Source organism: Pseudidiomarina sp. PP-1MA (assembly GCF_041200125.1).
Classification (GTDB): domain Bacteria; phylum Pseudomonadota; class Gammaproteobacteria; order Enterobacterales; family Alteromonadaceae; genus Pseudidiomarina; species Pseudidiomarina fusca.
This window is the reverse complement of sequence record NZ_CP165718.1, coordinates 47155-70467: the sequence shown is the minus strand read 5'-3', so window position 1 is coordinate 70467 and position 23313 is coordinate 47155. Positions and strand designations below refer to the sequence as shown.

General features: G+C 47.2%; 21 protein-coding genes. 9 read left to right on the top strand and 12 right to left on the bottom strand.

Going from position 1 to position 23313, the window contains the following annotated elements; all coding sequences use genetic code 11:
• The first annotated feature begins 125 nt into the window (after nt 1-125).
• Nucleotides 126-1667: a serine hydrolase gene (locus AB8S08_RS00330; RefSeq protein WP_369744206.1), complete on the top strand. Its 1542-nt coding sequence runs from the start codon at nt 126-128 to the stop codon at nt 1665-1667.
• Between the two features lie 73 nt (nt 1668-1740).
• On the opposite strand, the gene AB8S08_RS00325 is transcribed toward AB8S08_RS00330, so the two are convergent.
• Nucleotides 1741-4170 carry a prolyl oligopeptidase family serine peptidase gene (locus AB8S08_RS00325; RefSeq protein ID WP_313932733.1) on the bottom strand — a complete coding sequence of 810 codons (2430 nt, stop codon included), beginning with the start codon at nt 4168-4170 and terminating at the stop codon, nt 1741-1743.
• Between the two features lie 235 nt (nt 4171-4405).
• Between AB8S08_RS00325 and AB8S08_RS00320 the strand changes: the two genes are divergently transcribed.
• Nucleotides 4406-4837: an META domain-containing protein gene (locus AB8S08_RS00320; protein ID WP_369743005.1), complete on the top strand. Its 432-nt coding sequence runs from the start codon at nt 4406-4408 to the stop codon at nt 4835-4837.
• A 25-nt stretch (nt 4838-4862) separates the two neighbouring features.
• Here AB8S08_RS00320 and AB8S08_RS00315 read toward each other — a convergent pair whose 3' ends face one another.
• Complete coding sequence (locus tag AB8S08_RS00315) at nt 4863-5495, bottom strand: peroxiredoxin (protein WP_313932781.1); 633 nt, start codon at nt 5493-5495, stop codon at nt 4863-4865.
• Between the two features lie 377 nt (nt 5496-5872).
• On the opposite strand from AB8S08_RS00315, the gene AB8S08_RS00310 reads away from it, so the two are divergent.
• The 4 genes from AB8S08_RS00310 to AB8S08_RS00295 are packed head-to-tail and all read left to right on the top strand — an operon-like array spanning nt 5873 to nt 8229.
• Entirely contained in the window at nt 5873-6844 is a 972-nt protein-coding gene (locus tag AB8S08_RS00310; protein WP_369743004.1) for a CsgG/HfaB family protein, read from the top strand.
• Nucleotides 6844-7167, top strand: a complete 324-nt coding sequence (locus AB8S08_RS00305; RefSeq protein WP_110075658.1) for a hypothetical protein — start codon at nt 6844-6846, stop codon at nt 7165-7167. Before AB8S08_RS00310 ends, AB8S08_RS00305 begins: the two co-directional genes overlap by 1 nt.
• 22 nt (nt 7168-7189) lie before the next feature.
• The gene (locus AB8S08_RS00300) at nt 7190-7543 is read left to right on the top strand and encodes a DUF4810 domain-containing protein (RefSeq protein WP_110075659.1); all 354 of its coding nucleotides are present in this window, start codon (nt 7190-7192) and stop codon (nt 7541-7543) included.
• Nucleotides 7544-7545: 2 nt separating this feature from the next.
• Nucleotides 7546-8229 carry a GNA1162 family protein gene (locus AB8S08_RS00295; RefSeq protein WP_313932738.1) on the top strand — a complete coding sequence of 228 codons (684 nt, stop codon included), beginning with the start codon at nt 7546-7548 and terminating at the stop codon, nt 8227-8229.
• On the opposite strand, the gene AB8S08_RS00290 is transcribed toward AB8S08_RS00295, so the two are convergent.
• The 9 genes from AB8S08_RS00290 to AB8S08_RS00250 form a co-directional block, all read right to left on the bottom strand.
• A complete protein-coding gene (locus AB8S08_RS00290; RefSeq protein ID WP_369743003.1) occupies nt 8219-8809 on the bottom strand; it encodes a 4'-phosphopantetheinyl transferase superfamily protein in 591 nt (196 codons plus the stop codon). The two genes, AB8S08_RS00295 and AB8S08_RS00290, sit on opposite strands and share 11 nt — an antisense overlap.
• Before the next feature lie 49 nt (nt 8810-8858).
• Nucleotides 8859-10454 (bottom strand): ABC-F family ATPase, encoded by a 1596-nt coding sequence (locus tag AB8S08_RS00285; RefSeq protein WP_369743002.1) that lies wholly within the window; start codon nt 10452-10454, stop codon nt 8859-8861.
• A gap of 149 nt (nt 10455-10603) precedes the next feature.
• A complete protein-coding gene (locus tag AB8S08_RS00280) occupies nt 10604-11533 on the bottom strand; it encodes a YeiH family protein (protein ID WP_369743001.1) in 930 nt (309 codons plus the stop codon).
• A complete protein-coding gene (locus tag AB8S08_RS00275) occupies nt 11533-11763 on the bottom strand; it encodes a DUF2798 domain-containing protein (RefSeq protein ID WP_369743000.1) in 231 nt (76 codons plus the stop codon). The genes AB8S08_RS00280 and AB8S08_RS00275 overlap by 1 nt, the downstream gene beginning before the upstream one ends.
• 40 nt (nt 11764-11803) lie before the next feature.
• Entirely contained in the window at nt 11804-12673 is an 870-nt protein-coding gene (locus AB8S08_RS00270) for an MBL fold metallo-hydrolase (protein ID WP_369742999.1), read from the bottom strand.
• 156 nt (nt 12674-12829) lie between these two features.
• Nucleotides 12830-13540 carry an OmpW family protein gene (locus AB8S08_RS00265; RefSeq protein ID WP_110075666.1) on the bottom strand — a complete coding sequence of 237 codons (711 nt, stop codon included), beginning with the start codon at nt 13538-13540 and terminating at the stop codon, nt 12830-12832.
• A gap of 66 nt (nt 13541-13606) precedes the next feature.
• Nucleotides 13607-14191 (bottom strand): DUF3365 domain-containing protein, encoded by a 585-nt coding sequence (locus AB8S08_RS00260; RefSeq protein WP_369742998.1) that lies wholly within the window; start codon nt 14189-14191, stop codon nt 13607-13609.
• 4 nt (nt 14192-14195) lie between these two features.
• Nucleotides 14196-14735: a response regulator transcription factor gene (locus tag AB8S08_RS00255; RefSeq protein ID WP_219968237.1), complete on the bottom strand. Its 540-nt coding sequence runs from the start codon at nt 14733-14735 to the stop codon at nt 14196-14198.
• Nucleotides 14728-15804 (bottom strand): HAMP domain-containing histidine kinase, encoded by a 1077-nt coding sequence (locus AB8S08_RS00250; RefSeq protein WP_110075668.1) that lies wholly within the window; start codon nt 15802-15804, stop codon nt 14728-14730. Before AB8S08_RS00250 ends, AB8S08_RS00255 begins: the two co-directional genes overlap by 8 nt.
• 149 nt (nt 15805-15953) lie before the next feature.
• Between AB8S08_RS00250 and AB8S08_RS00245 the strand changes: the two genes are divergently transcribed.
• The gene (locus AB8S08_RS00245) at nt 15954-17987 is read left to right on the top strand and encodes a TonB-dependent copper receptor (protein ID WP_369742997.1); all 2034 of its coding nucleotides are present in this window, start codon (nt 15954-15956) and stop codon (nt 17985-17987) included.
• Nucleotides 17988-18035: 48 nt separating this feature from the next.
• Nucleotides 18036-18755: a YebC/PmpR family DNA-binding transcriptional regulator gene (locus tag AB8S08_RS00240; RefSeq protein ID WP_153826572.1), complete on the top strand. Its 720-nt coding sequence runs from the start codon at nt 18036-18038 to the stop codon at nt 18753-18755.
• A gap of 97 nt (nt 18756-18852) precedes the next feature.
• Here AB8S08_RS00240 and AB8S08_RS00235 read toward each other — a convergent pair whose 3' ends face one another.
• Complete coding sequence (locus tag AB8S08_RS00235) at nt 18853-20997, bottom strand: S9 family peptidase (protein ID WP_369742996.1); 2145 nt, start codon at nt 20995-20997, stop codon at nt 18853-18855.
• Nucleotides 20998-21262: 265 nt separating this feature from the next.
• On the opposite strand from AB8S08_RS00235, the gene AB8S08_RS00230 reads away from it, so the two are divergent.
• A complete protein-coding gene (locus tag AB8S08_RS00230; protein ID WP_369742995.1) occupies nt 21263-23311 on the top strand; it encodes a diguanylate cyclase domain-containing protein in 2049 nt (682 codons plus the stop codon).
• Nucleotides 23312-23313: the final 2 nt, after the last annotated feature.

Genomic DNA, 23313 nt, shown 5'->3' with positions numbered 1-23313 from the left:
TAAAAACAGCTTTGGCTGATAATAAACTTTTTTGATAATGAGATAGGATGATTTTAATGAAGCAAACGTCTGTTGTTAAACTATCCCAACAACTGAAGCCAACGGTTTTAGCGTTGGCACTCCTCATGATGCCGAGCCTGAGCAGTTATGCCCAAGCTACCGATACACTTGCGAACACCGCTGTTGAGGCAGAAAAGCCAGCTTTAGCCGAACATATTAGAGCAACCGCTGCCGCTAGCTTACCTGCGTTTAACGTACCTGGTATGGCGGTAGTCGCAGTGCATCAAGGCAAAGTAGTGCTAGCTGAGGGTTTTGGTATTCGCGACCTAGAATCTCAACTGCCTGTTACCAAAGAGACCTTGTTTGGGGTTGCCTCACACACTAAAGCCTTTACCGCTGCGGCTCTGGCAACCCTAGTCGACCAAGGCAAAGTAAGTTGGGATGACCCAGTAATAAAACATCTTCCCGAATTCAAGTTAGCAGATGCTCACTTAAGTGCGCAGTTAACACTGCGTGATTTGCTGAGCCATCGCACCGGCTTAGGTTTAGGTGCTGGAGATTTGATGATTTGGCCGAATACTGATAAAACCACGGCCGATCTATTAGCGGGATTGGCTCATGTCCCTATCGCCCACGGCTTACGTGAACGCTTTGACTACAACAACCTGATGTTTATTGTTGCCGGCGAAGTTATAGCTCGTGTTAGCGGGATGAGTTACGCCGATTATCTTGCAGAAACATTCTTCAAGCCCCTCAACATGAATAACACTCACGTTGGGTTTTCAACGATTCCAGCCAATAACACGAACTTCGCGGTGGGAACGATTGAAGCACAAGGGCAGCTCCATCGCTTTGCGCTAGATTATTTAGAAGACTTTGGTGCTGCCGGTGCGATTGCCAGCAATGCTGAGGACTTTGCGCAATGGCTGCTAACCCTTCTCAATCATGGCGTGAGCCCTGCCGGCGAACAGCTAATAAGTGAGCGCAATGTACAGGCAATGTGGCAAGTAACTACACCTCTTGGGGTACCACCAGCAGCTGCTGCTCAGGGCACCCACTTTCGTGGCTACGGACTCGGTTGGTTTGTCAAAAATTACCACGGGGTGAAGCATGTATCTCACAGTGGTGGTATTTTGGGCATGCTCTCACTAACCACTCTTATTCCTGAACATGATTTTGCTATCACTGTTATCAGTAATCAGCAAGCCTTCGGCGCTTTAACAGCCGTCACTGAAGAAGCACTGGAGCTCGTTCTCGATTTACCCGATAAAGACTGGGTGGCTAGCGAACAAGCTAAATACGACGATATGATCCAAGCTAAAGCCGAATTCACCTTGCCGGCACCGAGTACGACACGTGCGGCCTTAGACCTAGCCTCGTATAGTGGCACTTATCGGGATGCTTGGTACGGTGACGTCAACATTAGTGTTAACGACGATCAATTAGCCATTAGTTTTGCGCACACCCCCATGTTGCAGGGCCAGCTAGAACATTATAGCGGTGATACTTTTGTGATTCGTTGGCATGAACCCTTGCTAGAAGCCGATGCCTTTATTGATTTTAGTGTGAACCGGGAGCAACAGGTTACTGGCGCGCGCTTAGAAGCGGTTGCTGATTTTACTGATTTCAGCTTTGATTTTCATAACTTACGGTTAGTGAAGCAATAAACGTTAGTGATATTGTGACAAGCAAGCGCAAATAAAAAAGCCCAGCACGATTGCTGGGCTTTTGGTTTGGGTTCTACTCACCCTTAAGGTGTTCATCTAACCAACGAGTTTGCTCCCATAGCATGTGTAATACTGACTCGCGAGCTCGGTAGCCATGTGATTCATGAGGTAACATCACCAATCGTGCGGTGCCACCAAGTCCCTTGATGGCTTGATACAGACGCTCCGACTGCATCGGGAAGGTACCTGAGTTGTTGTCGTTAATACCATGAATCATTAACAGAGGTTCGTTAATTTTATCGGCATGAAAAAACGGTGACATGCGAATGTATAAGTCAGCATCATCCCACACGGTACGCTCTTCGCGCTGAAAGCCAAAGGGTGTCAGGCTACGGTTATAAGCGCCGCTGCGAGCAATACCTGTCTTAAACAGATCACTATGCGCAAGCATGTTAGCAGTCATAAATGCACCGTAAGAGTGGCCACCTAATGCGACTCGCTCTGGGTCAGTCACACCTAGTTTGGCACCAGCATCAATCGCGGCTTTACCGTTCATTACCAACTGCTCAATAAAGGTATCATTTGGTTGGGCATCGCCCTCACCCACTATAGGCATAGTCGCAGCATCTAGTACGGCATAACCTTGGGTTGCCAAGTACTGAGGAGACCAATAGCTAATGCGAACAAACTCATAAGGTGATCCTGAAATTTGTGCTGCTGCTGCTGAGCTCTTGTATTCACGCGGGTAGGCCCAAACAATGGTTGGTAGCGGGCCATCACGATCTTTATCGTAGCCAGCCGGTAAATACAGTTCAGCCGACATCGGTAAACCATCGTCACGCGTATAGGTAATTTGCTCGCGGGTAATGCCTAAAGTATGCGGCATCGGATGCGGCGTTTCAGTTAGCGCCGTGAGCTTATTATCATCAATATCTCGAATAAAGAAATCGGCAGGATCGTTCACCCCTTCTCGCTGTGTTAAGAAGGTCATGGCTTCTGCATCAATCAGTTCTCGAGGGGCTTCATAATAAGGCGCCTCACTGCGCCATAAGCGCTCACTGCTCTTATCCATCAGGTTATAGCTGTCGATGAAAGGCCGATCACCTTCATCCGATGCTCCACTACCACGCAGTAACAAGTTACCGTCCTTCAGGTACAACAGCGTTCGCCCCTCATCGGTTTGTACGGTGAACGGAGCGCCTGGATCGTTATAGCGGTCTTCCCATGAACGCTCCCATACCAGCTCGGTGCTGCGCTTACCTGATGCATCCACCAACCAAAGTTTCTCGTCACGGTCTGCCCACCAGCGCTCCCAAATGAGAAGATGCTCATTATCTGCAGCAAGCAAGCCGCTGAAACGCTTACTCAAATCGGCTAATTTTTGCGGCTGGCCCTTAAATGGAGCAGCTAACTGGAACACTTGGTCGCGCACTTCAGTAGCAACTGCCGGGTCACCTTGGTCTGCGGCTTCAGCCCAAACTAGAGTGGCATCCGCATCATTACGCCAACTAATCGAGCGACGTCCCTGCACTACGGCATCGAACGCAATCGGTAAGTTATCAGCTAACCCCTGCTCTACCACTTGATAAACTAACTTACCCGTAGGTGACCAGACTTCCGTAGTTTCAGGAAAACGATAATGAGGTACTGCGTAAGAATAAGGACGCTTAAGCTGGCTTACCAAAAGATAGTCATCACTTGGAGCCACACTCAGGCCATTGTAAACCGCAGGTTCACCGATGACACGCTCTTTACCTTTCACACTAAACAGCTTGATTTGGCTCGTAAAATAATAGTCAAACAAGTCTTCATCATGTTTGTTTTGCAACAAATCTTGGTAGGTGCGCCCAGGTGCTGTACGGCCTTTGCTTTCAGTGATCACCGGCCCGGTAGGGACAACTTTTGCAGCAGGTTTGGTTAATCCGTCAACCACCGTGTAACTGTACACACCGGAGCTATCGTGCAACCACGCTAAGCGCGCGCCCCATACCGCATTAAGTGCGGTTTTTGACCAGCGTTTTGCTTTGGCCTTGGCAACATCCACCAGCCATAACTCCACGTGCTTTTCTGTCTGCTGTGCCAAAGCTATGTAGCGGCCATTGGGCGCCCAGCTTACTGCTAACGCCTTCAGATCAGCAGGCAGCCCTTGAATGGATTGATTGTTACCGGTAGCTACATCAACCAGCTTTAACTCACTGATATATCGCGCTTGGCTGACCGTGTAGTTGGCCGGATTAATACGACGACCAGCCAACTTCAATTGGTCTGCAGCCATATCATAAATATCGGGTAAGGCAGGATAGCCGGTTACCAACAGTAAGGAGCCATCTGGGCTTAAGCTAGCCCCAGGTGATGGCGCTGCATCAACAATATCAATGATGTCTTGGGCTGGTTGTTGGTAGTTAATTTTAACCGGATTAGCTGCTGCCATCGGAGCGGAAAGTGCGAGTACGCCTGCGGCTAAAACGCTTGCACAAGCCGATAAGGGAAAACCTTTGATCATAGCCTTTACCTTGTTGATAGTTATAGTAGATAGCTTCTAAGCTAACACAGCCGCTAAATTTCTCCAGCCAATCATCCCGTGGCAAGCGATATACATGCCTAAAAAAGAGATGAATGCAGAATCCTTTACGTAAAGCTTGCCAAACTGACTTATTTTGCTACATAAAAAGAGGGGGTGTTTGGCTATACTAGATCTTCTTGTTGTGCTAATTCTTTTGTCACCTATGAGGTCCGCTATGCAGTCCGTCAAATCCGTTATCAGCCGTCTAGGCTTAATTATATGCGCCACGTTACTCGTCAGCGCCTGCGCAGAGCCAAGCAGCGCCAACCTGCAGCAAGCATGGCAGCTACAAGGGAGCTCATTAGAACAGCCACCGACCATTGAGTTTAATCAGAAAACAGAAGTGTTTGGGTCGACCGGCTGTAATCGTTTCCATGGTACCTATACTGTTGGAAAAAACGGCAGTGAACTTAGCTTTAGCCCGATAGCAGTTACCAAAATGATGTGCGCTCCAGATCAAATGGAAGCGGAGCAAGCATTTTTAGAAGCTTTAAACCAAGTGCAAAGTTTCAATATTGAGGCTGATATGCTGCATTTGTTGGGGCGCAATACAACCGCTGCGCCTTTGATGAGTTTTACTGTAGTGACAAAAAAGCAGCTCGATTGAGCTGCTTTTTCACTGAGATAGGCACTTACTTGTTAACGCTGGTAAAACGTAAGTAAGGCTTCACTGTTTTAAACCCTTGCGGGAACTTCTTCTCGGCATCTTCCATCGATACACTTGGTGGAATGATAACATCACCGCCTACTTGCCAATCAGCTGGGCAAGCCACGCCAAATTGATCACCGGTTTGTAAGGCATCAATCACACGAAGAATTTCGGTGAAGTTACGGCCAACGCTCATTGGGTAAGTCATGGTTAAGCGAATTTTATGGTTCGGGTCAATGATAAACACTGAACGTACCGCTGCAGTTTCGCTCTCACCTGGGTGAATCATGTCGTACAACTCAGCGATTTTCTTATCTTTATCTGCAACGATAGGAAATTCCAAAGTGGTATTCTGAGTTTCGTTAACGTCTTTAATCCAGCCTAAATGCTCTTCTACGGTATCAGTCGATAAACCTAAAGGTTTGACGTTACGCTGAGCAAACTCGCCAGCTAACTGTGCCGTGCGACCCATTTCAGTAGTACAAACTGGAGTGTAATCAGCTGGGTGGCTGAAGAAAAATACCCAAGAACCTTGCGACCAATCATGGAAGTTAATCTTGCCTTGAGTGGTTTCAATTTCAAAATTTGGGGCGATATCGCCAATACGTAATCCCATCATATTCTCCTAGTTCACTTTGCTTGTTTAGGTTGTGGCAGCCAACTGCTTGAGGTGTCGACCAGAATAACAAACATCTATGCAACCGGCTCTATTTCGTAACTTTCTAAAATATAGTCAATCCATTCGAAAATGGCCAGTTTTGTAAATCGATTAGTGCCATCTATTTTATCGAAACTGTTCGCTTGTGCTTAGACCACTTTGCTCTAACATATGTTCCATTAACTCAAAGCCTTTGTATTAGCAATGAAAGATTCAGCGCCAGCCTAACCAGATGGTGACACCTGTTTACAATTTTGTTGTTTAATCCATGCGTTATTGTTAGCCCGTGTGATATTCTAAGGACGTTTGTAGAACAATAATCAACAAGGTCCTCCATGAACAAAGCACATCTTTTAGTACCAGCTATGGCGGCTTTAGCCCTAGCTGGCTGCGCTAGCCAAGCGCCGCAACCCACACCAACCAAACCGCCAGTCAATCAGCAACAACAGCTGGCGGCACAGGCGCAGCAACAGGCTGAACAGCCGATTGAGTTGGGCCTTAAGCGGAAACTGGCGGTAGGTAGATTAACCAATGAAACTAACTACGGACGCAGCCTTCTGCGCGAAGCCAGTAGTGGTCAGCATGACCAAAAAATATCCGATATGTTTACTCAGGCCATCGCCAATACCAATCGATTTTTAGTGTTTGAACGCCCCGATCTCAATGCGGTAACAGCAGAACAGCAACTTACTGGGCAAGCTAATAACTTAGTGGGCGTAGATACCTTAGTTATCGGCTCACTCACCGAATTTGGTCGCTCAACTACCGGTGAACGCGGCTTTTTATCGAGTAGTTCGAAGCAGGAAGCGACTGCTACCGTAGACTTACGTTTGGTCGACACCAATACGGGCCAAGTGATTGCCTCGGTATCAGGAAGCGGAAACTCAGCCTTAGAGCAATCTCGCACCATGGGTTTTGGCTCGGTTGCTGGCTACGATGGCAGCTTAAATGACCGAGCTATTGGTGCTGCCGTTAATGCTGCGGTAGAGAAAATGCTGGAATTGATTCTAGCCAAACCATGGTCTGCTGATGTATTGGCGAGCGAAGACCAACTGGTGTTTATTAGCGGCGGCGAAAAACAAGGGGTTAAGCCGGGTATGGTGTTTGATGTGCTAACCAAAGGTAAGGTAGTGCGCTCACCCACTACCGGTGGCAATATCACGTTACCAGGTAAAAAAGTGGCTGAACTTACCATTCAAAGTTTGTTTGGCAGCACAGATTTAGACCAAGGCGCAGCAGGTACTATTACCTCAGGCAGCATTACGGATCTGGAACTTTCAACCCTCGAAGTAAGAGAGCAACAATAATGAAGAATCTCAGCTTAGCCCTAACCGCAACCCTGTTGGCGTTAACCTTAGCTGTTGGTTGTGCCAAACAACCGACTCGTACCACCACCATTGCCGATACGGCTCCGCAGGTAAGCTTTAAAGTTGCAGATGCTGCGGGCTTAGAATTGGTTGTTGACGGCGTCAGCTATGGTGACCTTGCCCAATACACCTATCCAGAGCGGGCAGTTCAATTGGTGCCTGGGCAGCATTTGATTATTGTGCGCCAAGGGGAGCAAGTGGTCTACCAAGAATCACGTTACTTTAGTGAAGCAACGCAAAGCACCATAACCATCAACGAATAGTACCTAACGAGAACTGGCATACATGAAATTAAAACTGCTTTTGGTTGTTTTAGGCAGCCTACTGGCATCTGCCTGTGTCACCAATAATAATCTTTACCAATGGGGCAATTACGAAGAAGCGCTTTTTGTTTATTATCATGAACCTGAAGTTAAAGAAGAGATTCTGATTGATTACTTAGAATTTATTGAAACGGCCCAGCAAAAGCCAAAGCCTGTTGCTCCTGGCCTGTTTGCTGAAGCTGGTACCTTTTTACTGGAGCAAGGTAAACGAGCTGAGGCGATTAAGTTTTATCAACTAGAACATGACACGTGGCCTGAGAGTCAGCTGTTTATGGCCGCCCTGATTCGTAACCTGCAAACTCAACAAGGACAATAATCATGACATTACTCCAACGTGTTAGCATGCTTGTTACTGTCCTTGTGTTGGGGGCTTGTGCGAGTGCTCCAGATACCACGCACCTCGAGCCATTGCATCAGGCTAAACTGCAATCGATTTTAGTGGTGCCAGTAAATAACAACACCATTGATGTGCAGGCACCAACCTCGGTGTTAGCAACCTTACCCTTTATGCTCGCCGAGAAAGGCTATTACACTTATCCGGTCAATACCGTAAAAATGTTACTTGAAGCGGAAGGCTATTATGAAGCGGCTGAAGTGCATGCAGCGCCAGCTGATAATTTAGCTGCGTTGTTTGGCGCTGATGCGATTTTGTATGTCACCATTCACGAATGGACAGCCCAATACATGGTGCTTGCGACACATACAAAAATCGACTTTGAGTATCGTTTAGTTAATGCTCAAGGGCAATTATTATGGCAAGCACGCAAAGAGTTGGTTTATGCACCGCAGCAACAAAATAGCTCAGGTAATCCATTGGCGGATTTAGTGGCGATGGCTATCACTGCAGCTATCGAACGTGCTGCTCCTAACTACCTGCCATTAACCCGAACTGCCAACGGTCAAGTCTTTTATGGCGCAGAAACGGGATTACCACCAGGTCCTTACCATCCCAAATATGCTGAGTATTATCAAAAATTAGAGCAACCCAAGGCTACTCAGTAAGCTGGTTGAAATCTACCAGTCGCAGTTTTTCAGCGGGTAATTCAGGATGATAAATAGCCAACTGAAAAACTGCTACCTGGTGCCAAGTAGCAGCTGCTTGATAAACGTCAAAAGGCTGCTGCAAGGTACGCATGAGTAACCCTTGCTGATATTTAGTCACGGCTTCAGCTAAGGTCCAACGCCGACTAAATTCAGAGGTACTGACGGTAGCTGATAACCCGGCCAAAAAGCCATCCGCAAAACGTTTCAATAATAACGGTAGCTGTTTAGGCGCTCGGCTGCGTTCAATATCCACCCCCATGGCATGGCTAGCACTGACGCCAACCAAGGCCGCACCCTCAGTGTGACTAATGGAGCAGTGCCAACGCTGGCCTTGCACCATGAGTTCTGGCGCGCCATTACTCGCACGTACAATCACAATATCCTGATTAGACACTTGAGGCTTGAGCTGTGTTACCGCAGCACGAATGAGCGCACGCCCAGCCAGAAATTGTTGCTGACGTTTTGGCGCCGCGTACTGAGCGGCCTGCTGCTGCTCACTCACAGATAGCCCATGTAGTTGATGGTCAGCGCGCAGCACGGCAGCTAGGTCCGTGCTGTATACAGCTAATAGTTGTGGTGGCTGAAGCTTAGCCCTGCTGCATTTGTTGGCGGAGGTAATCATCGTAAGTACCAGAGAAATCACGCATGCCTTGGTCGGTTAATTCAATAATGCGAGATGCTAACGATGACACGAATTCGCGGTCATGGCTAACAAAAATCAACGTACCATCGTAATGTTCTAAGGCCAAGTTTAATGCCTCGATAGACTCCATATCTAAGTGGTTGGTAGGTTCATCCATGATCAAAATGTTAGGCCGCTGCATCATCAATTTACCGAAGATCATACGCCCCTTTTCACCACCCGATAAAATGGTCACCGGCTTTTTAATATCGTCCTGAGAGAACAGCATCCGCCCCAACACACTGCGTACAGCTTGCTCATCATGGTGCGGCTGCATCCATTGGCTCATCCATTCAAACACGGTAATTTTATCTTTAAACCAATCGGCATGGTCTTGGGCATAGTAACCAATATTGACATTTTCAGACCATTTGATGATGCCGCTATCGGGCGTATGTTGCCCCACTAAGCACTTCAATAACGTCGTTTTACCGATACCGTTTGCACCCAGAATTGCGACCTTCTCACCCACTTCGATCATGGCGGTGAGATTTTTAAGCACCTGCAACTCGTCAAAGGACTTACTTAAGCCTTCTATTTCAAGGGCTAATCGGTACAGCTTCTTCTCTTGCTCGAACCTAATATACGGACTGATTCGGCTTGAAGCTTTCACTTCTGCTAACTGAATCTTCTCAATTTGTTTAGCTCGAGAGGTTGCTTGTTTTGCCTTAGAAGCATTTGCTGAAAAACGACTCACAAACTGTTGTAGTTCTGCGATCTTCTCTTTCTTTTTAGCATTTTCGTTCAGCAGCTGCTCACGCGCTTGGGTGGCCGCAAACATATACTGGTCGTAATTACCTGGATACACACGCAATTCGCCGTAATCAATGTCCGCCATATGAGTACAAACACTATTCAAAAAATGACGGTCGTGCGAGATGATGATCATGGTAGCTTGGCGGTCATTCAGTACCGTTTCTAGCCAGCGAATGGTGTTAATGTCTAAGTTGTTGGTCGGTTCGTCTAACAACATAATATCAGGGTCAGAAAACAGCACCTGCGCCAATAACACCCGCAGCTTTAGGCCCGGAGCTATGTCACTCATTAAGCCATAATGCGCTTCAAGTGGTATCCCTACTCCTAGCAACAACTCACCTGCTCTTGATTCAGCGGTATAGCCATCAAGTTCGGCGAACTCGGTTTCTAAGTCGGCTACCCGCATGCCGTCATCTTCGCTCATTTCCGGTAAGCTATAAATGCGGTCGCGTTCAGCCTTGATTTGCCAAAGCTCGGCATGACCCATAATCACCGTATCAATAACCGTGTATTGTTCGTAGGCAAACTGATCTTGGCGTAACTTACCTACGCGTAAGTTCGGTTCTATGGACACGTTACCCGCAGACGGCTCTTGCTCACCACTAAGAATGCGCATAAAGGTAGATTTACCGCAGCCGTTAGCGCCAATCAAGCCGTAGCGATTACCTTCACCGAACTTAACAGAAATGTTTTCAAAAAGAGGTTTTGCACCAAATTGCATGGTGATGTTTGCAGCAGAGATCACGATTGTACACCCGAACAAAAATTAGGCGCGTAATCTACGTGGTTTCGCGCCAAATTACAAAGGAAGTTTCATTAAAACGCGATAATCATACGCCAACATCGCGTTAACCCCATGGAGAATTAACTTAAGGTAAATGAAGTTGGCTTCTATTAACTCGCTAGTAACAACCAGGCTAAAGAACCAGCGCCAATCAACAACCACAGCAACACGGCTAATAACAGGGCTGCTCCGCCAGCGGCTTTGAGCTTAGCCCAACTCATGCTAGCTCCAATCAAGAACAAACAAACCACGAGAAGTTGTTTACCGCCATGAAAGAGGAGGTCATAAGCAGGAGTAAATTGCGGCCAAACATAATGCACTAACATGGCCAGCACATAGCCTAAAATAAACCATGGCAAACTTACCTTAACCCGCCCGGCGTTCGGCTGCATCCGCTGATACCACCATGCTGATAACAGCGCTAGCGGCACAATCCACAGAGCTCGTGCTAACTTAAGGGTGGTGGCGACCTGCAGAGCCTCATTGCCATAGGCCTGCGCAGCCCCTACTACCGACGAAGTATCATGAATAGCAATGGCAGCCCAAACGCCAAAGGTATGCTGGTCTAAATCAAGGGCATGGCCGACAAGAGGAAACACCACCAAGGCCACCGCATTCAGCGTAAAAACTGTTGCCATAGCTAACGCCAGTTGGTCGGCTTTAGCATGAATGGCAGGCCCAATAGCGGCAATTGCACTACCGCCACAAATGGCTGTACCAGAGCCAATTAAATAACTAGTGGTGGGGTGAACTCGAAAGGCCCTACCAAGCAACCAAGCTGCGACTAACGTCAGTACAATTGAGGCAACAATCAACCCCAAATAGCTCCCCGTTAAGCTAACGGCCGCTTGTAACTGCACGCCAAACCCCATAGCGACAATGGCTATTCCGAGTAATTGCTTAACCCAGCTGGCTATTGCTACAGGGCCTGGGTGTAATCCCAGTGCAGTTGCAACAAACCCCATAACTAGCGCGACGGGTGCACTCATCCATGGGGTTAAACAGCTCAATAACAGTAACCAAAAAATGGCAACTTGCATTATTCAACGATCACCTTGGTCAAGCGTTTTACAATCGGCAATAAAATTAATAATACCGGAAACGCCACCAGCCAAGAAATGAGCCAAGCCTGTGACCATAACTGCATAAAATTATCAGGCATCCCTACCGCTCGAATAGTGCTTACCAAGGACACAATAAAGGTCATTAAAATGGACAATATCAGCGGCATGACTTTGGTTTCATACTTAGCTGGCAACTTCTTGGCCATGAATGCTCTCCGTTAAAAGATTAGGATAACCCTATTGTTGCTACAGCTGATCAATGGGTAGCTTTAAGTAGACTTTGCCATTGTCGTCAGCTGGGGGCATTTTACCGGCGCGAATATTCACCTGAATAGAAGGTAAAATCAACCGTGGCATCTCTAACGTTGCATCACGCTCTTCACGCATTTTCACAAACTCTGCTTCGCTCACGCCATCATGCACGTGTTTACTATGTTTACGCTGATCAGCCACTGTGGTGCGATACTCGTGCCCCCGCCCTGCTGGTGGGTAATCATGACAAATATAAATATCCGTCGTTTCTGGCAACGCTAGTAGCTTTTTGATGGAGCGATATAACGTTGTGGCGCTACCACCAGGGAAATCACAACGAGCCGTACCCACATCTGGCATAAACAGGGTGTCGCCAACAAAAGCCATTTGCTCATCGACAATGTATGCTAGGTCTGCTGGCGTATGTCCCGGAGTATGCATAACACGCAGTTGCATGCTACCTACTTGAAACTGCTCGCCATCAGTAAATAAATGATCAAACTGGGTACCGTTAGGTAAAAACTCTTTTTCAAGATTAAAGATCTCTTTGAAAATCGTTTGCACTTGTTTGATATGCTCACCGATACCTATCTTGCCACCTACGTTTTGTTTGATAAACGGGGCTGCTGACAAATGGTCGGCGTGCGCATGTGTTTCTAAGATCCACTCTACCGACAAGTCGTTTTGCTTAATGTAATCAACCATGCGCTGCGCGCCATTGGTTTTAGTGCGGCCAGATTTATAATCAAAATCAAGTACAGGGTCGATAACAGCTGCAGCTTTTTCATCGGTGCGGTGGATAACGTAGCTAAAAGTTTCGCTATCGTCGTCTAAAAAAGGTTCAACATGAATTCTAGTGCTCATCGTAGGGCTCCTGTCGTATTCAGCTAAAATGGCCTTGTTAACTATAATACGAACTCATTCGTATTTCGGTTTATTCTAAAATACATGATTTTTCACCAACTGCAACCATAAAAAAAGGCGACCGAAGCCGCCTTTGTATCGATAAGTTTCCATCGCTTAGAAACGATAGCGAATACCAGCCATCGCTACATACGGGTCGATATCTACGTTAACACGCTGCGCGGTTGCGTTGTTAATACGAACATCGGCATCGGTGTCGATATCCATTTTACTGACCATGAAGTGTAAGCCCCAATTGTCACTAATTGCAACGTTAACACCCGCTTGCAAGGCATAGCCCCAGCTGTCTTTAAGAGCTAGAGTAACGCTATCTGACGCGGTGACTGCACCTAGACCAGTTAACGCACCTACCAACTCAGATGATGCTTGCTCATCAAAGAAAGTAGTGTAGTTCACGCCAAAACCAACGAACGGGTCAATCGCATCATTTGCAAGATCAAAATGATATTGAGCTAACAATGTAGGTGGCAAGTGCTTTACTTTACCTACTTTTAAACCAGCTAAAGCTCCGGTTGCATACACATCATGGCTAAATGGTGTTGCCGCAACTAATTCTAAGGTCCAGTTAGTGTTTAACTTATAGTCAAAAGTTAAACCTAGCTGAGTATTGGTATTGACGTTTACCCCGGTCGTGCCTGCGGGCAAGCCTGCTAAGCTTTCGACAACATTTAATGAGCTGCTGCTATCGTCAGGCATAACACTGATCGCACCAACATTAACGCTGAAATTGTCAGCGTTGAATTCTGCCATTGCTGGAGTTGCTAAAAGGCCTAAAACGACACTGGCTGCGATTGCTGATTTTTTCATACTGCACTCCTTGGTTGATATACCCTAAATTTTATAAGGTTATTGGTGCGCAGATGTTGATCAGGATCAATTTCTTGCGTCAAGCCACTGTACTAAAAAGGCGCCGCGCAAATCACCTACGGCAAAGCCGGTAGCTTGATCGGCGGGATACTTCGCTTGTACTGCTTGCGCAATTTCTGGCTTAATTGAGCCCCCATGACAAGCAGCACATTGCGGTTGCATTACAATCGCTTTCATATAGTACTGGTTGCCGTCACTTGATGAAAACATCAGTTCTGGTGCTGTTTCGCCTTGGTTCATCCGCGCTTGAAAGTACTCTAGCACAGCGCGCTGTTCGGCGGTGGGGGCATTGTTGGTATTGCGTACCCTCAAAGCGGTACGCGAAACTACCGCCTTTGTATCGCCTTGATTCGCAGCATTAACGGCTGCAGCGATGGCTGGTGCTTGCTCATTGCATACTTGGATACCATGCACCGGGCCTTGTTCTTGCATGGCCTTCATGAGCGTAGCACTTAGTTGGCTTCCGAGTGCCTTACTCATGGCACGCGATTGCTCTAAGCGCTGTTGCTCATCTGCGCTACTGGTTTGCGCAAAACCCGTTAACGACAAGGCTGCTAACACACTAGCAGCGATTATTTTAATGGCTTTCATACTGTTACTCCTTAAGGGGTGAATACTTACCTAATTTGCGTTGTAGCGTACGCCGGTGCATCCCTAAAGCTCGGGCCGTTGCGGAAATATTACCGTCGTATTCTTGCAGGGTGCGTTGAATATGCTCCCACTCTAACTGGGCGGGGCTGAGGTGATGTTCAGCCAGCTCTGGCAGTTCATCCGCATGCGAGCTCTCTGCATGTTCTAAACTTTGCAGTAGCGTCTGGGTTTGAATCGGTTTTGCTAAATAGTCTGTAGCGCCAGCTTTGATAGCAGCAACTGAGGTTGCAATACTGGCATAGCCGGTCAACACTACTAGGTGCTTAGGTTTAAATCGTTGCTGTAATGGTTTTATCAGTTCTAGGCCATTGGCATGGCCAAATTTTAGGTCCAATAGGATGTTGGCAATTGGCGACACTGTGATCTGCTTCAATTCATCTTCGCTGGCCGCCGTCATCACCTCGTAGCCATAGCGCTGCATACGCGCAGCCAGGGTTTGTAATAAAGTAATATCATCATCAATAATCAAGAGTCGTTCAGTCACTGTAGGGCTCCGTCGGTAAACGAATTTCAGCTACCACTTGAATCAAGTTCTCTGCACTACTAATGAGTTCGCGGCGCCAGCTGACTCGGCCTTGAAACCTTTCAATGGTGGAATAACTAAGCAAGGTGCCTGCGCCTGCACCGCGGCTGCTGGGTAACAGCTGCTGGCCTAACTGAGGGGCCGGTGGTAATTCATCAGCGCTGCCGGTGTTGCTGATAGTTAATACCCAATCGTTACCATCTAAGGCTGCTAGCACCTCAATCGCTAGCGGATGCGCTAACGGCTCGGGCTCGAGTTGCTGTTGCGTTGCTTGCGCGGCATCGGCTGCGTTGTGCAATAAACTCAATAAGGCGGGTAATAAAGTTCGATCAGCACGCACAGCAACGGGCTGTTGTACTTGATCGTGCCAATTAGCGTGAATATCAGGTCGTGCGATAAGCAAAGCATCTTGGAGTTGCTGCAGTAACTGATGCACCTCAAACGGCATCAGCCGATGGGTACGAACATCTTCAGCAACTTGGCGCCAATCTAACAGTAAATTATGAATACGTTTGACTTGTTGTTCCGCTAATTGCAAATCTGCATCGTTGGGGTATTGCTGGCGAGCGTCTTCTAATAAGAACTGGATGGTTTGAATAGGGCTGGCTACCTCATGACTAAACTGCGCTGCGGCCGTACCTATCGATACCAACTGTTCATCACGATGTTGGCGTTGTTGCAATGAGCGAATCGCTTGTTGTTGGCGCACAATACGAACTCGCAGCCAATGTAAAGTCACTCCCAGCAGCAGTGCAGCAAAAACTTGGCCATAAACCATTGCCCGATAATGGGTATCCATCTGATGATGAGTGGGTAGCTCGGCTTGCAGCTGCCACAGCTGCCCTGCGATGCCTAATCCCATCACCAGCCAGGCCAGCCGGAACGGCAGTAGTAGCATAGCTGCGGCCATTGGCACCAAGGCTAGCACCGCATAGGGGTTAGCCGCAGCACCATGCTGCCAAATCACTACACTTGCCGTTAATGTAATAAGGAGTAGCAATAAGGCTACGATGCTATCTCGTTTCGTCACTATCACTCACCTCTTTTTAGATACCTCTTAAGTATGCATGCAAATGGCAATAAATCCAGCTGCGACACTTTGCCACATCGGTATAATTTTCAATAGGTTGATAATAGCGCACACTATGACACAGACCATTGTTGGGTGAGGTATTTACCATGTTCGCAAAATCAGCTCTCGCATTATTTATGGCCACTTTAGCAACTGCAGCTATAGCCAATGAGCCAACTCAGGATGAAACCGACAAAGACCTAGAGCGTATTATTATTACTGGGGTAAAGCCGCTCAACAGTATTGAATTAGCAAAAGATACTAAAGCGCCACAGCAACCGATACCGGCACATGATGGTGCTGATTATTTGAAGTCGATTCCGGGCTTTTCAATTATTCGTAAAGGTGGCACCAGTGGTGACCCCGTGTTCCGCGGTGCGGCTGGCTCCAGACTAACCATAGCCGGTGATGACCAAATGATCTTGGGTGGTTGTAGTGGCCGCATGGACCCTCCTACTGCCTACATTAATCCACAAAATTTTGACCGCATTCGAATCATCAAAGGCCCTCAGAGCGTGCTGTATGGACCCGCCTCTGCCACCGTATTGTTCGAACGCGAAAATTATCAATTTGATGCAACCCAAAGCCCCGGCCAAGTAAGCTTGATTGGCGCCGCTTACGGTCGCCGCGAATTTAATGCCGACTACGGTATCGGCAGCGAGCTTGGCTTTATGCGTTTAAGCGCCACCCACAGTGAGGCTGATGCTTATGAGGATGGTAATGGGGTGGCTGTGAATAGTGCCTACGAGCGCTGGGGTACCGATTTACAGTTGGGCTGGACCCCGTCTGCCGATACGCTACTGATGGTAACCTTGGGCAATAGTGGTGCCGAAGCTGCCTATGCTGACCGGGCGATGGATGGCTCAGTTTTTGATCGCGACAGTGCCAGCTTGCGTTGGCGCCAAGCGTATCTCACCGATTGGTTAGCTGAGTTTGATGCACAAGTCTATTACGGCTATGTCGACCACGTGATGGATAACTACAGTTTACGAGACTTTCGGCCAACTGCCATGATGCCGAACCCAGCGGCGCGTAACCCCGATCGTTACACTCGCGGAGGCCGTTTAGTTGCCACCATCGATAGCGAGTTTTGGTCTGCGCTAAAAGTCGGGTTAGACCATCAATATCATGAGCACCGCGAGCGCGTTAGCATGAACCAACCGCTGATGCCCTATGAAGAGAAACCAAGAATTGCCGATGCCATTTTTGAGCAAACTGGGGTTTTTGCGGAAGCTAGCTATGCCCTGACAGACCGCACCTTGCTGTTATCGGGAGTACGCTTTGATCAATGGCAAGCCCTTGACCAACGTCAGCAACTAGGCACTATGATGAGCCCAGTTGTGAACCCTACTGCCAATGCCGAGCGCGATGCTGATTTAGTGAGTGCGTTTATGCGTGCAGAAACTAAAGTTGGCGACCATCAATGGTTTGTTGGGGTTGGCAGAGCCGAACGTTTCCCTGATTTCTGGGAGATCATTGGCAACAAAACCCGTAGTGAAACTTCTTTGTCCTCGTTTTTCTTAGACACTGAAGTTAACCATCAATTGGATGTTGGCTACCATCTGCGTCAGCACAACCTAGAACTCATGGCATCGTTGTTCTATAGCCGTGTTGATAACTACATTCTGATTGAAAATGGCCAACACATGGCAGCTGATTTAGCCCGCTCAATTAAAGCAGAGAGTTTTGGTGGTGAGCTGCTAGCCAACTATCGTTGGTCTGATAACCTATTGCTTGATGCTTCGGTGGCCTACACTCATGGTAGTAACTTAACCGACCATCTTGCCTTAGCCCAACAGCCACCGTTAGAGCTTAAGTTTGGAGCCGAATATCAGTTGCAAGATTGGACCTTTGCCGGCTTGTGGCGGGTGGTTGATAATCAACATCGCGTTGCCATTGGGCAAGGTAATATTGTTGGCAACGACTTCAAAGCGACTGCCGGTTTTGGCACCTTAGCCATCAACGCCCATTGGTCACTAAACGAGCAATTGAAGCTAAGTTTTGGCATTGATAACCTGTTGGATAAAGCTTATGCCGAACATCTAAGCAGTGCTGGAGCCATGGTTGCAGGCTTTGAGCAGATAACTCAAGTTAACGAACCCGGACGAATCTGGTGGTTTAAACTGGATTATCACCTGTAACTCAGTTTAAAATTGCGCCTTTCTAAAAAAACAATAGCGAGAGCAATTATGGGTCGTGCCTATCAAAACCGCAAAGAGTCGATGGCCAAGACTGCTGCGGCAAAAAGCAAAGTTTACAGTAAATATGGCCGCCAAATTTACGTTGTAGCAAAGCAAGGCGGGATAGATCCAAGTGGTAACCTGCAGTTGCGTAGCTTAATTGACAGCGCCAAGAAAGACCAAGTGCCAGCCCACGTTATTGAAAAGGCCATTGATAAAGCAAAAGGCGGTGCGGGTGAAGATTATGCGCCAGCCATTTATGAAGGTTTTGGCCCTGGTAACTGCATGGTGATGGTGGAATGTTTAACGGATAACCCTAACCGTACCATCGGTGAAGTGCGTAACTGCTTTACCAAAACTAAATGTAAGTTAGGGGCTCCGGGCAGTGTAGCGCACATGTTTGACCATTGCGCCATTTTGCGCTTTGCTGGCGAAGATGAAGATGCCGTGCTTGAAGCCTTAATGATGGCTGATGTCGATGTGACTGATGTTGAGGCTGAAGGCGGTTTTATCACCGTATTTGCGCCTCATACAGAGTCGTACAAAGCTAAGCAAGCCTTATTGGATGCGTTTCCTGATCTGGACTTTGAAGTTGACGAAATTCAGTATCTGCCGCAAGTAAGTACTACGCTTAGCAGTGACGACGATATTGCGTTGATGGAGAAGTTTTTAGACATGCTGAATGACTGTGATGATGTGCAGAACATTTATCACAACGCAGAGTTTTAAGATAACTGCTAATCCCTTCGCATAGAAAATAAAAAAGCCAGTAAGTTAGTGCTTACTGGCTTTTTCTTATTGAAGCTATCGCAGGTTTAAATCGAGTCTACTTAGCTTCAAGCAAATTCAAGATAAAAGCATACTCTTCAGCAATTTCTTTCATTCGCGCAAACCGACCTGAACTACCGCCATGTCCAGCAGTCATGTTGGTTTTGAACATCAGCGGGTTAGCATCAGTTTTGTGCTCCCGTAATTTAGCGACCCATTTAGCTGGCTCAAAATATTGCACCTGCGAATCGTGTAAACCGGTTGTAACCAAGATCGCTGGGTAGTCCTGTGCACTCACTTGATCGTACGGAGAATACGACAACATATAATCGTAGTAAGCTTTTTGCTTAGGATTACCCCACTCATCAAACTCGTTGGTGGTTAACGGAATGGTTTCATCCAGCATAGTGGTGACCACGTCCACAAAAGGTACGTGTGCCATCAGCCCGCGGTAATGTTGTGGAGCCATGTTGGCTACAGCACCCATCAACAAGCCACCAGCGCTACCGCCCATCGCAAACACTTTATCTGGATGCGCATAGCCTGCAGCTACGAGGTGCTCGGTAACATCAATAAAGTCAGTAAATGTATTGATTTTATTAAGCAGTTTACCGTCTTCATACCACTGCCGCCCCATTTCTTGCCCACCGCGAATGTGAGCTATTGCATACACAAAACCGCGATCTACTAGGCTAAACACCGTCGAGCGGAAGTACGGATCTGAGCTAGAACCATATGAGCCGTAGGCATACTGATAGAGCGGCGCGGTACCATCTTTGCGAAAGCCTTTTTGGTACAACAAGGTGACTGGCACCATAGTGCCATCATCAGCTTTAGCCCAAGTGCGCTCAGTGCTATATAAACTCGCGTTGTAGTTAGGTACTTCTGTTTGCTTGAGCTGCTGTTGTTCACCACTAGTCATGTCATATGCGTAAATAGTCGCTGGCGTGGTCAACGAGCTGTAGGTGTAACGTAGAGTATCGGTAGCTTGCTCGACATTACGCTCGAACGACATCACGTAGGCTTGCTCATCAGCTGCAACTACTTGCGCGGCGGCTGGGTCTTGCCAAGGCACAATGCGAATTCGGCGCAAACCGTTACTACGCTCGTTAAGCGCCAGATAATCGGTAAACACCTCATAATCTTGGATAAAGACGTCATCACTTGGCGCAATCAATGGTTGCCAGTTAGCTTTATCACCAATGTCAGCATGACTCACTTGCATCATTTGGTAATTCGGAGCATCCATATCGGTGCGAATGATCCAGCGCCCATCAATATGGTCAGCACTGTATTTCAGATGGCGCTCACGCGGTGCAAACAAGGTAAATTCAGCATTAGGTGTGTCCGCATCTAAGATATGCAACTCACTCGATACCGTCTGGGACAGGCTGATGGTAATGTACTCACCATCTTTGGTATTACTAACGTACATATAGAAGGTGTTATCGGTTTCTTCATATACCAATTCTGCTTGTGCCGCAGGTTGACCTAATTTGTGCTTCAATACCCGAGTTGATAGTAACGTCTGCGGATCGTTTTCAATCACAAACAAGGTTTCGTTGTCTTTAGCCCAAGCTATAGCTGAAGATAAGCCTTGTAGCCGGTCAGGGAGGTCTTCACCGGTGGTTAAATCACGAATACGTAGCTCGTATTGACGACGACCGGTTGGATCTACCATGTAGGCTAACAGTTGCTGATTTGGGCTCACCTGCATATTGCTTACTTGCATGAACGCTTGCCCTTGGGCTAACTCGTTCACATCCAGCATCACTTCAGGCTCAGCATCAGCAACACGCAAATCGCGACGCTGGTAAATAGGATACTCTTTACCTGCTTCGTATACCGTTGAATATTCGTAGTCGCCTTTCACATAAGGCAACGAGCTATCGTCTTGTTTGATACGACCGATGATTTCTTGTTCAACCGTGGCGGTTAATTCAGCATAGCTACTGCGATAAGCATCGTAATAAGCATTTTCTGCCTCTAAATGAGCGATCATAGCCGGCGCCTTCCGCTCATCATCACGCAACCAATAATATGGATCATTACGGTCGCCATGAGGTGATTTAACCAGGTACGGGATCTTCTCAGCGACAGGTGGTGTCGCTTTTAATTCTGTCGCCGCATCATTGCTGCAACCAAAAATCATCAGTGTTGATAACGCTAACCCACTGATTATAAATTTATTTCTTAAAGCCATGTGTGATTCCTTCAAGGTAAACACGAAACTGTAAAGATATATTTTCACTGCAGCACTATAACTTGAATTGGCTGACAGGCAAATTTTCATTGTTTCGATATGTAACCATTTGTATCTTTGTGGTATAACAAACGGCTTGATTACAAACAATTAACACTACAGCATATAAGCGGTCATAGCGGTTATTCAACGCATTTGCCTGTCACTGGCCCAACCAGTGCGATAAGGTGCTCTTAATAACCCAAGAAGAACAGCGGGAGAATTCATGGTTCGGTACATTCATGCGGCTATTTTGAGCATGCTTTTATTGGTGGCATTAACCTTTGCCAATATAAGTTATGCAGACATGCTTCCGCCGACAGATGCTGCAATAGAAAAAGAACTCGAAGGCCTCTTAAATGAGTCTGATTATGAGGCCTCGTTGGTTCGTTTACTTGAGCTGCATGAGAGCACCAGCGAACAAACACCGGTTATGACTCGCATTCGACTGCTTGGTTACATCGCCTCTAATCATCATTACAATAAACGGCCCGAGCAAGCGCAAGACTATTTACAACAAATGAAAGCACTTGCGCAGCGCAGCGGCCTACCCGATGCCTTAGCTGAAACTGGTGGCACCGAAATCTATATTTTACTGTTAGATAATAAGGTTTCTGAGGCGTTAGCGATTCTTAATGACGCGTTAGTTCCGGTGGAACAAGCAACCATGCCGCGAGTTAAGTATTTTGTGCATAATCTTGCTGCTTATGTGTATTCAGCTCGTAGCCAATTCGCAGCAGCGCTCGAGCATCTTATTTATGCCCTAGATGCCATTAGCGGCACCAATACTGAGCGCACTATATTGCGCCAAGCTAGTCTCAAGTTGCGCATCGCCAACATTTATAATCAGCAGAAGAGCTATGACCTTGCGCTAGAGCAATTGGATGACCTTGAAGTTCGTACGGCAGAGCTTCCTAATGCAAAAGCCTATTTGGTAGAAGTCACCTTCCAGCGTGGCGTCATCGAAACAGCCCGCGAAAATTATGATGCAGCCTTAGCTCATTACGCCCAAGTAAAAAAGCTTATAGCTGACGACCCGGATTATCAAAGTACCTATTTGACCGTGCTTAATAATATTGGTGATATCGATATGAAGGTGCGTGACTTTGCCGGAGCGCGCCAAGCTTTCGACGAAGCCTACGCTATTGCTAAATTAAATAACGATGAGTTTAATGAAACCATCATTCGTTTTAACTTAGGTTTTATCGAAGTTTACGAAGGCGACTATGCTAACGGTCTGAGTAAGATGCTTGAGATTGTCGAACTAGCACGAGCTGAATGGGCGCCCGTAGAAACTGAAGCCTTACTTGGTGAGTATGCTGAAGCCCTTGGAATTGCCGGCAACTATCAAGAAAAGGCTGCTATCCTGCTCGAGCAACGAGAGCTACGCGACCAAATTTATAAAGCGGAGCAACAGAAAAGCGTTGCCGAGTTACAGAATTTGTACGATAGCAAAGATAAAGCTCAGCAAATTTTGCTACTAGAGCAAAAAAACGAGTTGAACCAGCAGCTCATTCAGAACCAAGAGCAAAAGCGCACAATCTTGCTGCTATTGGTCGTGGTGGCACTGTTTGGCGCAGTCTTAGTCTTTATGTTGTACCGCTCAGCGCGTCGCTCTAACCAAGAACTTAAAGTGGCGAACGTAAAACTTGCTGAACAATCCATTCGTGATCCTCTTACCGGGCTGTTAAACCGCCGTGCCTTGCAAAATAAGTTAAACGACCAGCATGATGCGCAAGGTGATGCGATGATTTTGCTCGATATCGATCACTTTAAACGCATCAACGACAATCTTGGCCATACCGTGGGTGACGATGTGTTACTTGAGGTTTCAAAGCGCTTATTAGAGGTTTCGCGAGATTCCGATCTGGTGGTACGTTGGGGTGGTGAAGAGTTCTTAATTTATCTTAGCAGCACCGAGCAGAAACGCTTACCAGCCCTCACCGCAAGATTACTGGCAGCCATTAGCGAAAAGCCGATCCAGTCTGGTGATAAAGAGCTGCATGTTACCGCGACAGCTGGCTTTATCTGTTATCCATTTGCGGATTTAAACGAGAATCAAATGGACTGGGAAGACACCTTACAACTTGCCGATATGGTGCTCTACGCCGGTAAAGTGCACGGCCGGAATCAAGCTTGGGGTGTGATGGCGTTAAATGTACCTTTTGCTGAGGCACAGCCGCTCTTAGAAACCGACCTGCCAGCGGCAATCGACCAAGGCATGTTGAGTGTTGAAGTGGTACATGGCCCTAAAGTTCCTAGCTATAAAGCCTAGTA

Bases quoted from the DNA above. Each gene is read 5' to 3' on its own strand.
- AB8S08_RS00330 (WP_369744206.1), top strand. From the start codon at position 126: ATGATGCCGAGCCTGAGCAGTTATGCCCAAGCTACCGATACACTTGCG.
- AB8S08_RS00325 (WP_313932733.1), bottom strand. From the start codon at position 4,170: ATGATCAAAGGTTTTCCCTTATCGGCTTGTGCAAGCGTTTTAGCCGCA.
- AB8S08_RS00320 (WP_369743005.1), top strand. From the start codon at position 4,406: ATGCAGTCCGTCAAATCCGTTATCAGCCGTCTAGGCTTAATTATATGC.
- AB8S08_RS00315 (WP_313932781.1), bottom strand. From the start codon at position 5,495: ATGGGATTACGTATTGGCGATATCGCCCCAAATTTTGAAATTGAAACC.
- AB8S08_RS00310 (WP_369743004.1), top strand. From the start codon at position 5,873: ATGAACAAAGCACATCTTTTAGTACCAGCTATGGCGGCTTTAGCCCTA.
- AB8S08_RS00305 (WP_110075658.1), top strand. From the start codon at position 6,844: ATGAAGAATCTCAGCTTAGCCCTAACCGCAACCCTGTTGGCGTTAACC.
- AB8S08_RS00300 (WP_110075659.1), top strand. From the start codon at position 7,190: ATGAAATTAAAACTGCTTTTGGTTGTTTTAGGCAGCCTACTGGCATCT.
- AB8S08_RS00295 (WP_313932738.1), top strand. From the start codon at position 7,546: ATGACATTACTCCAACGTGTTAGCATGCTTGTTACTGTCCTTGTGTTG.
- AB8S08_RS00280 (WP_369743001.1), bottom strand. From the start codon at position 11,533: ATGCAAGTTGCCATTTTTTGGTTACTGTTATTGAGCTGTTTAACCCCA.
- AB8S08_RS00275 (WP_369743000.1), bottom strand. From the start codon at position 11,763: ATGGCCAAGAAGTTGCCAGCTAAGTATGAAACCAAAGTCATGCCGCTG.
- AB8S08_RS00270 (WP_369742999.1), bottom strand. From the start codon at position 12,673: ATGAGCACTAGAATTCATGTTGAACCTTTTTTAGACGACGATAGCGAA.
- AB8S08_RS00265 (WP_110075666.1), bottom strand. From the start codon at position 13,540: ATGAAAAAATCAGCAATCGCAGCCAGTGTCGTTTTAGGCCTTTTAGCA.
- AB8S08_RS00260 (WP_369742998.1), bottom strand. From the start codon at position 14,191: ATGAAAGCCATTAAAATAATCGCTGCTAGTGTGTTAGCAGCCTTGTCG.
- AB8S08_RS00245 (WP_369742997.1), top strand. From the start codon at position 15,954: ATGTTCGCAAAATCAGCTCTCGCATTATTTATGGCCACTTTAGCAACT.
- AB8S08_RS00240 (WP_153826572.1), top strand. From the start codon at position 18,036: ATGGGTCGTGCCTATCAAAACCGCAAAGAGTCGATGGCCAAGACTGCT.
- AB8S08_RS00235 (WP_369742996.1), bottom strand. From the start codon at position 20,997: ATGGCTTTAAGAAATAAATTTATAATCAGTGGGTTAGCGTTATCAACA.
- AB8S08_RS00230 (WP_369742995.1), top strand. From the start codon at position 21,263: ATGGTTCGGTACATTCATGCGGCTATTTTGAGCATGCTTTTATTGGTG.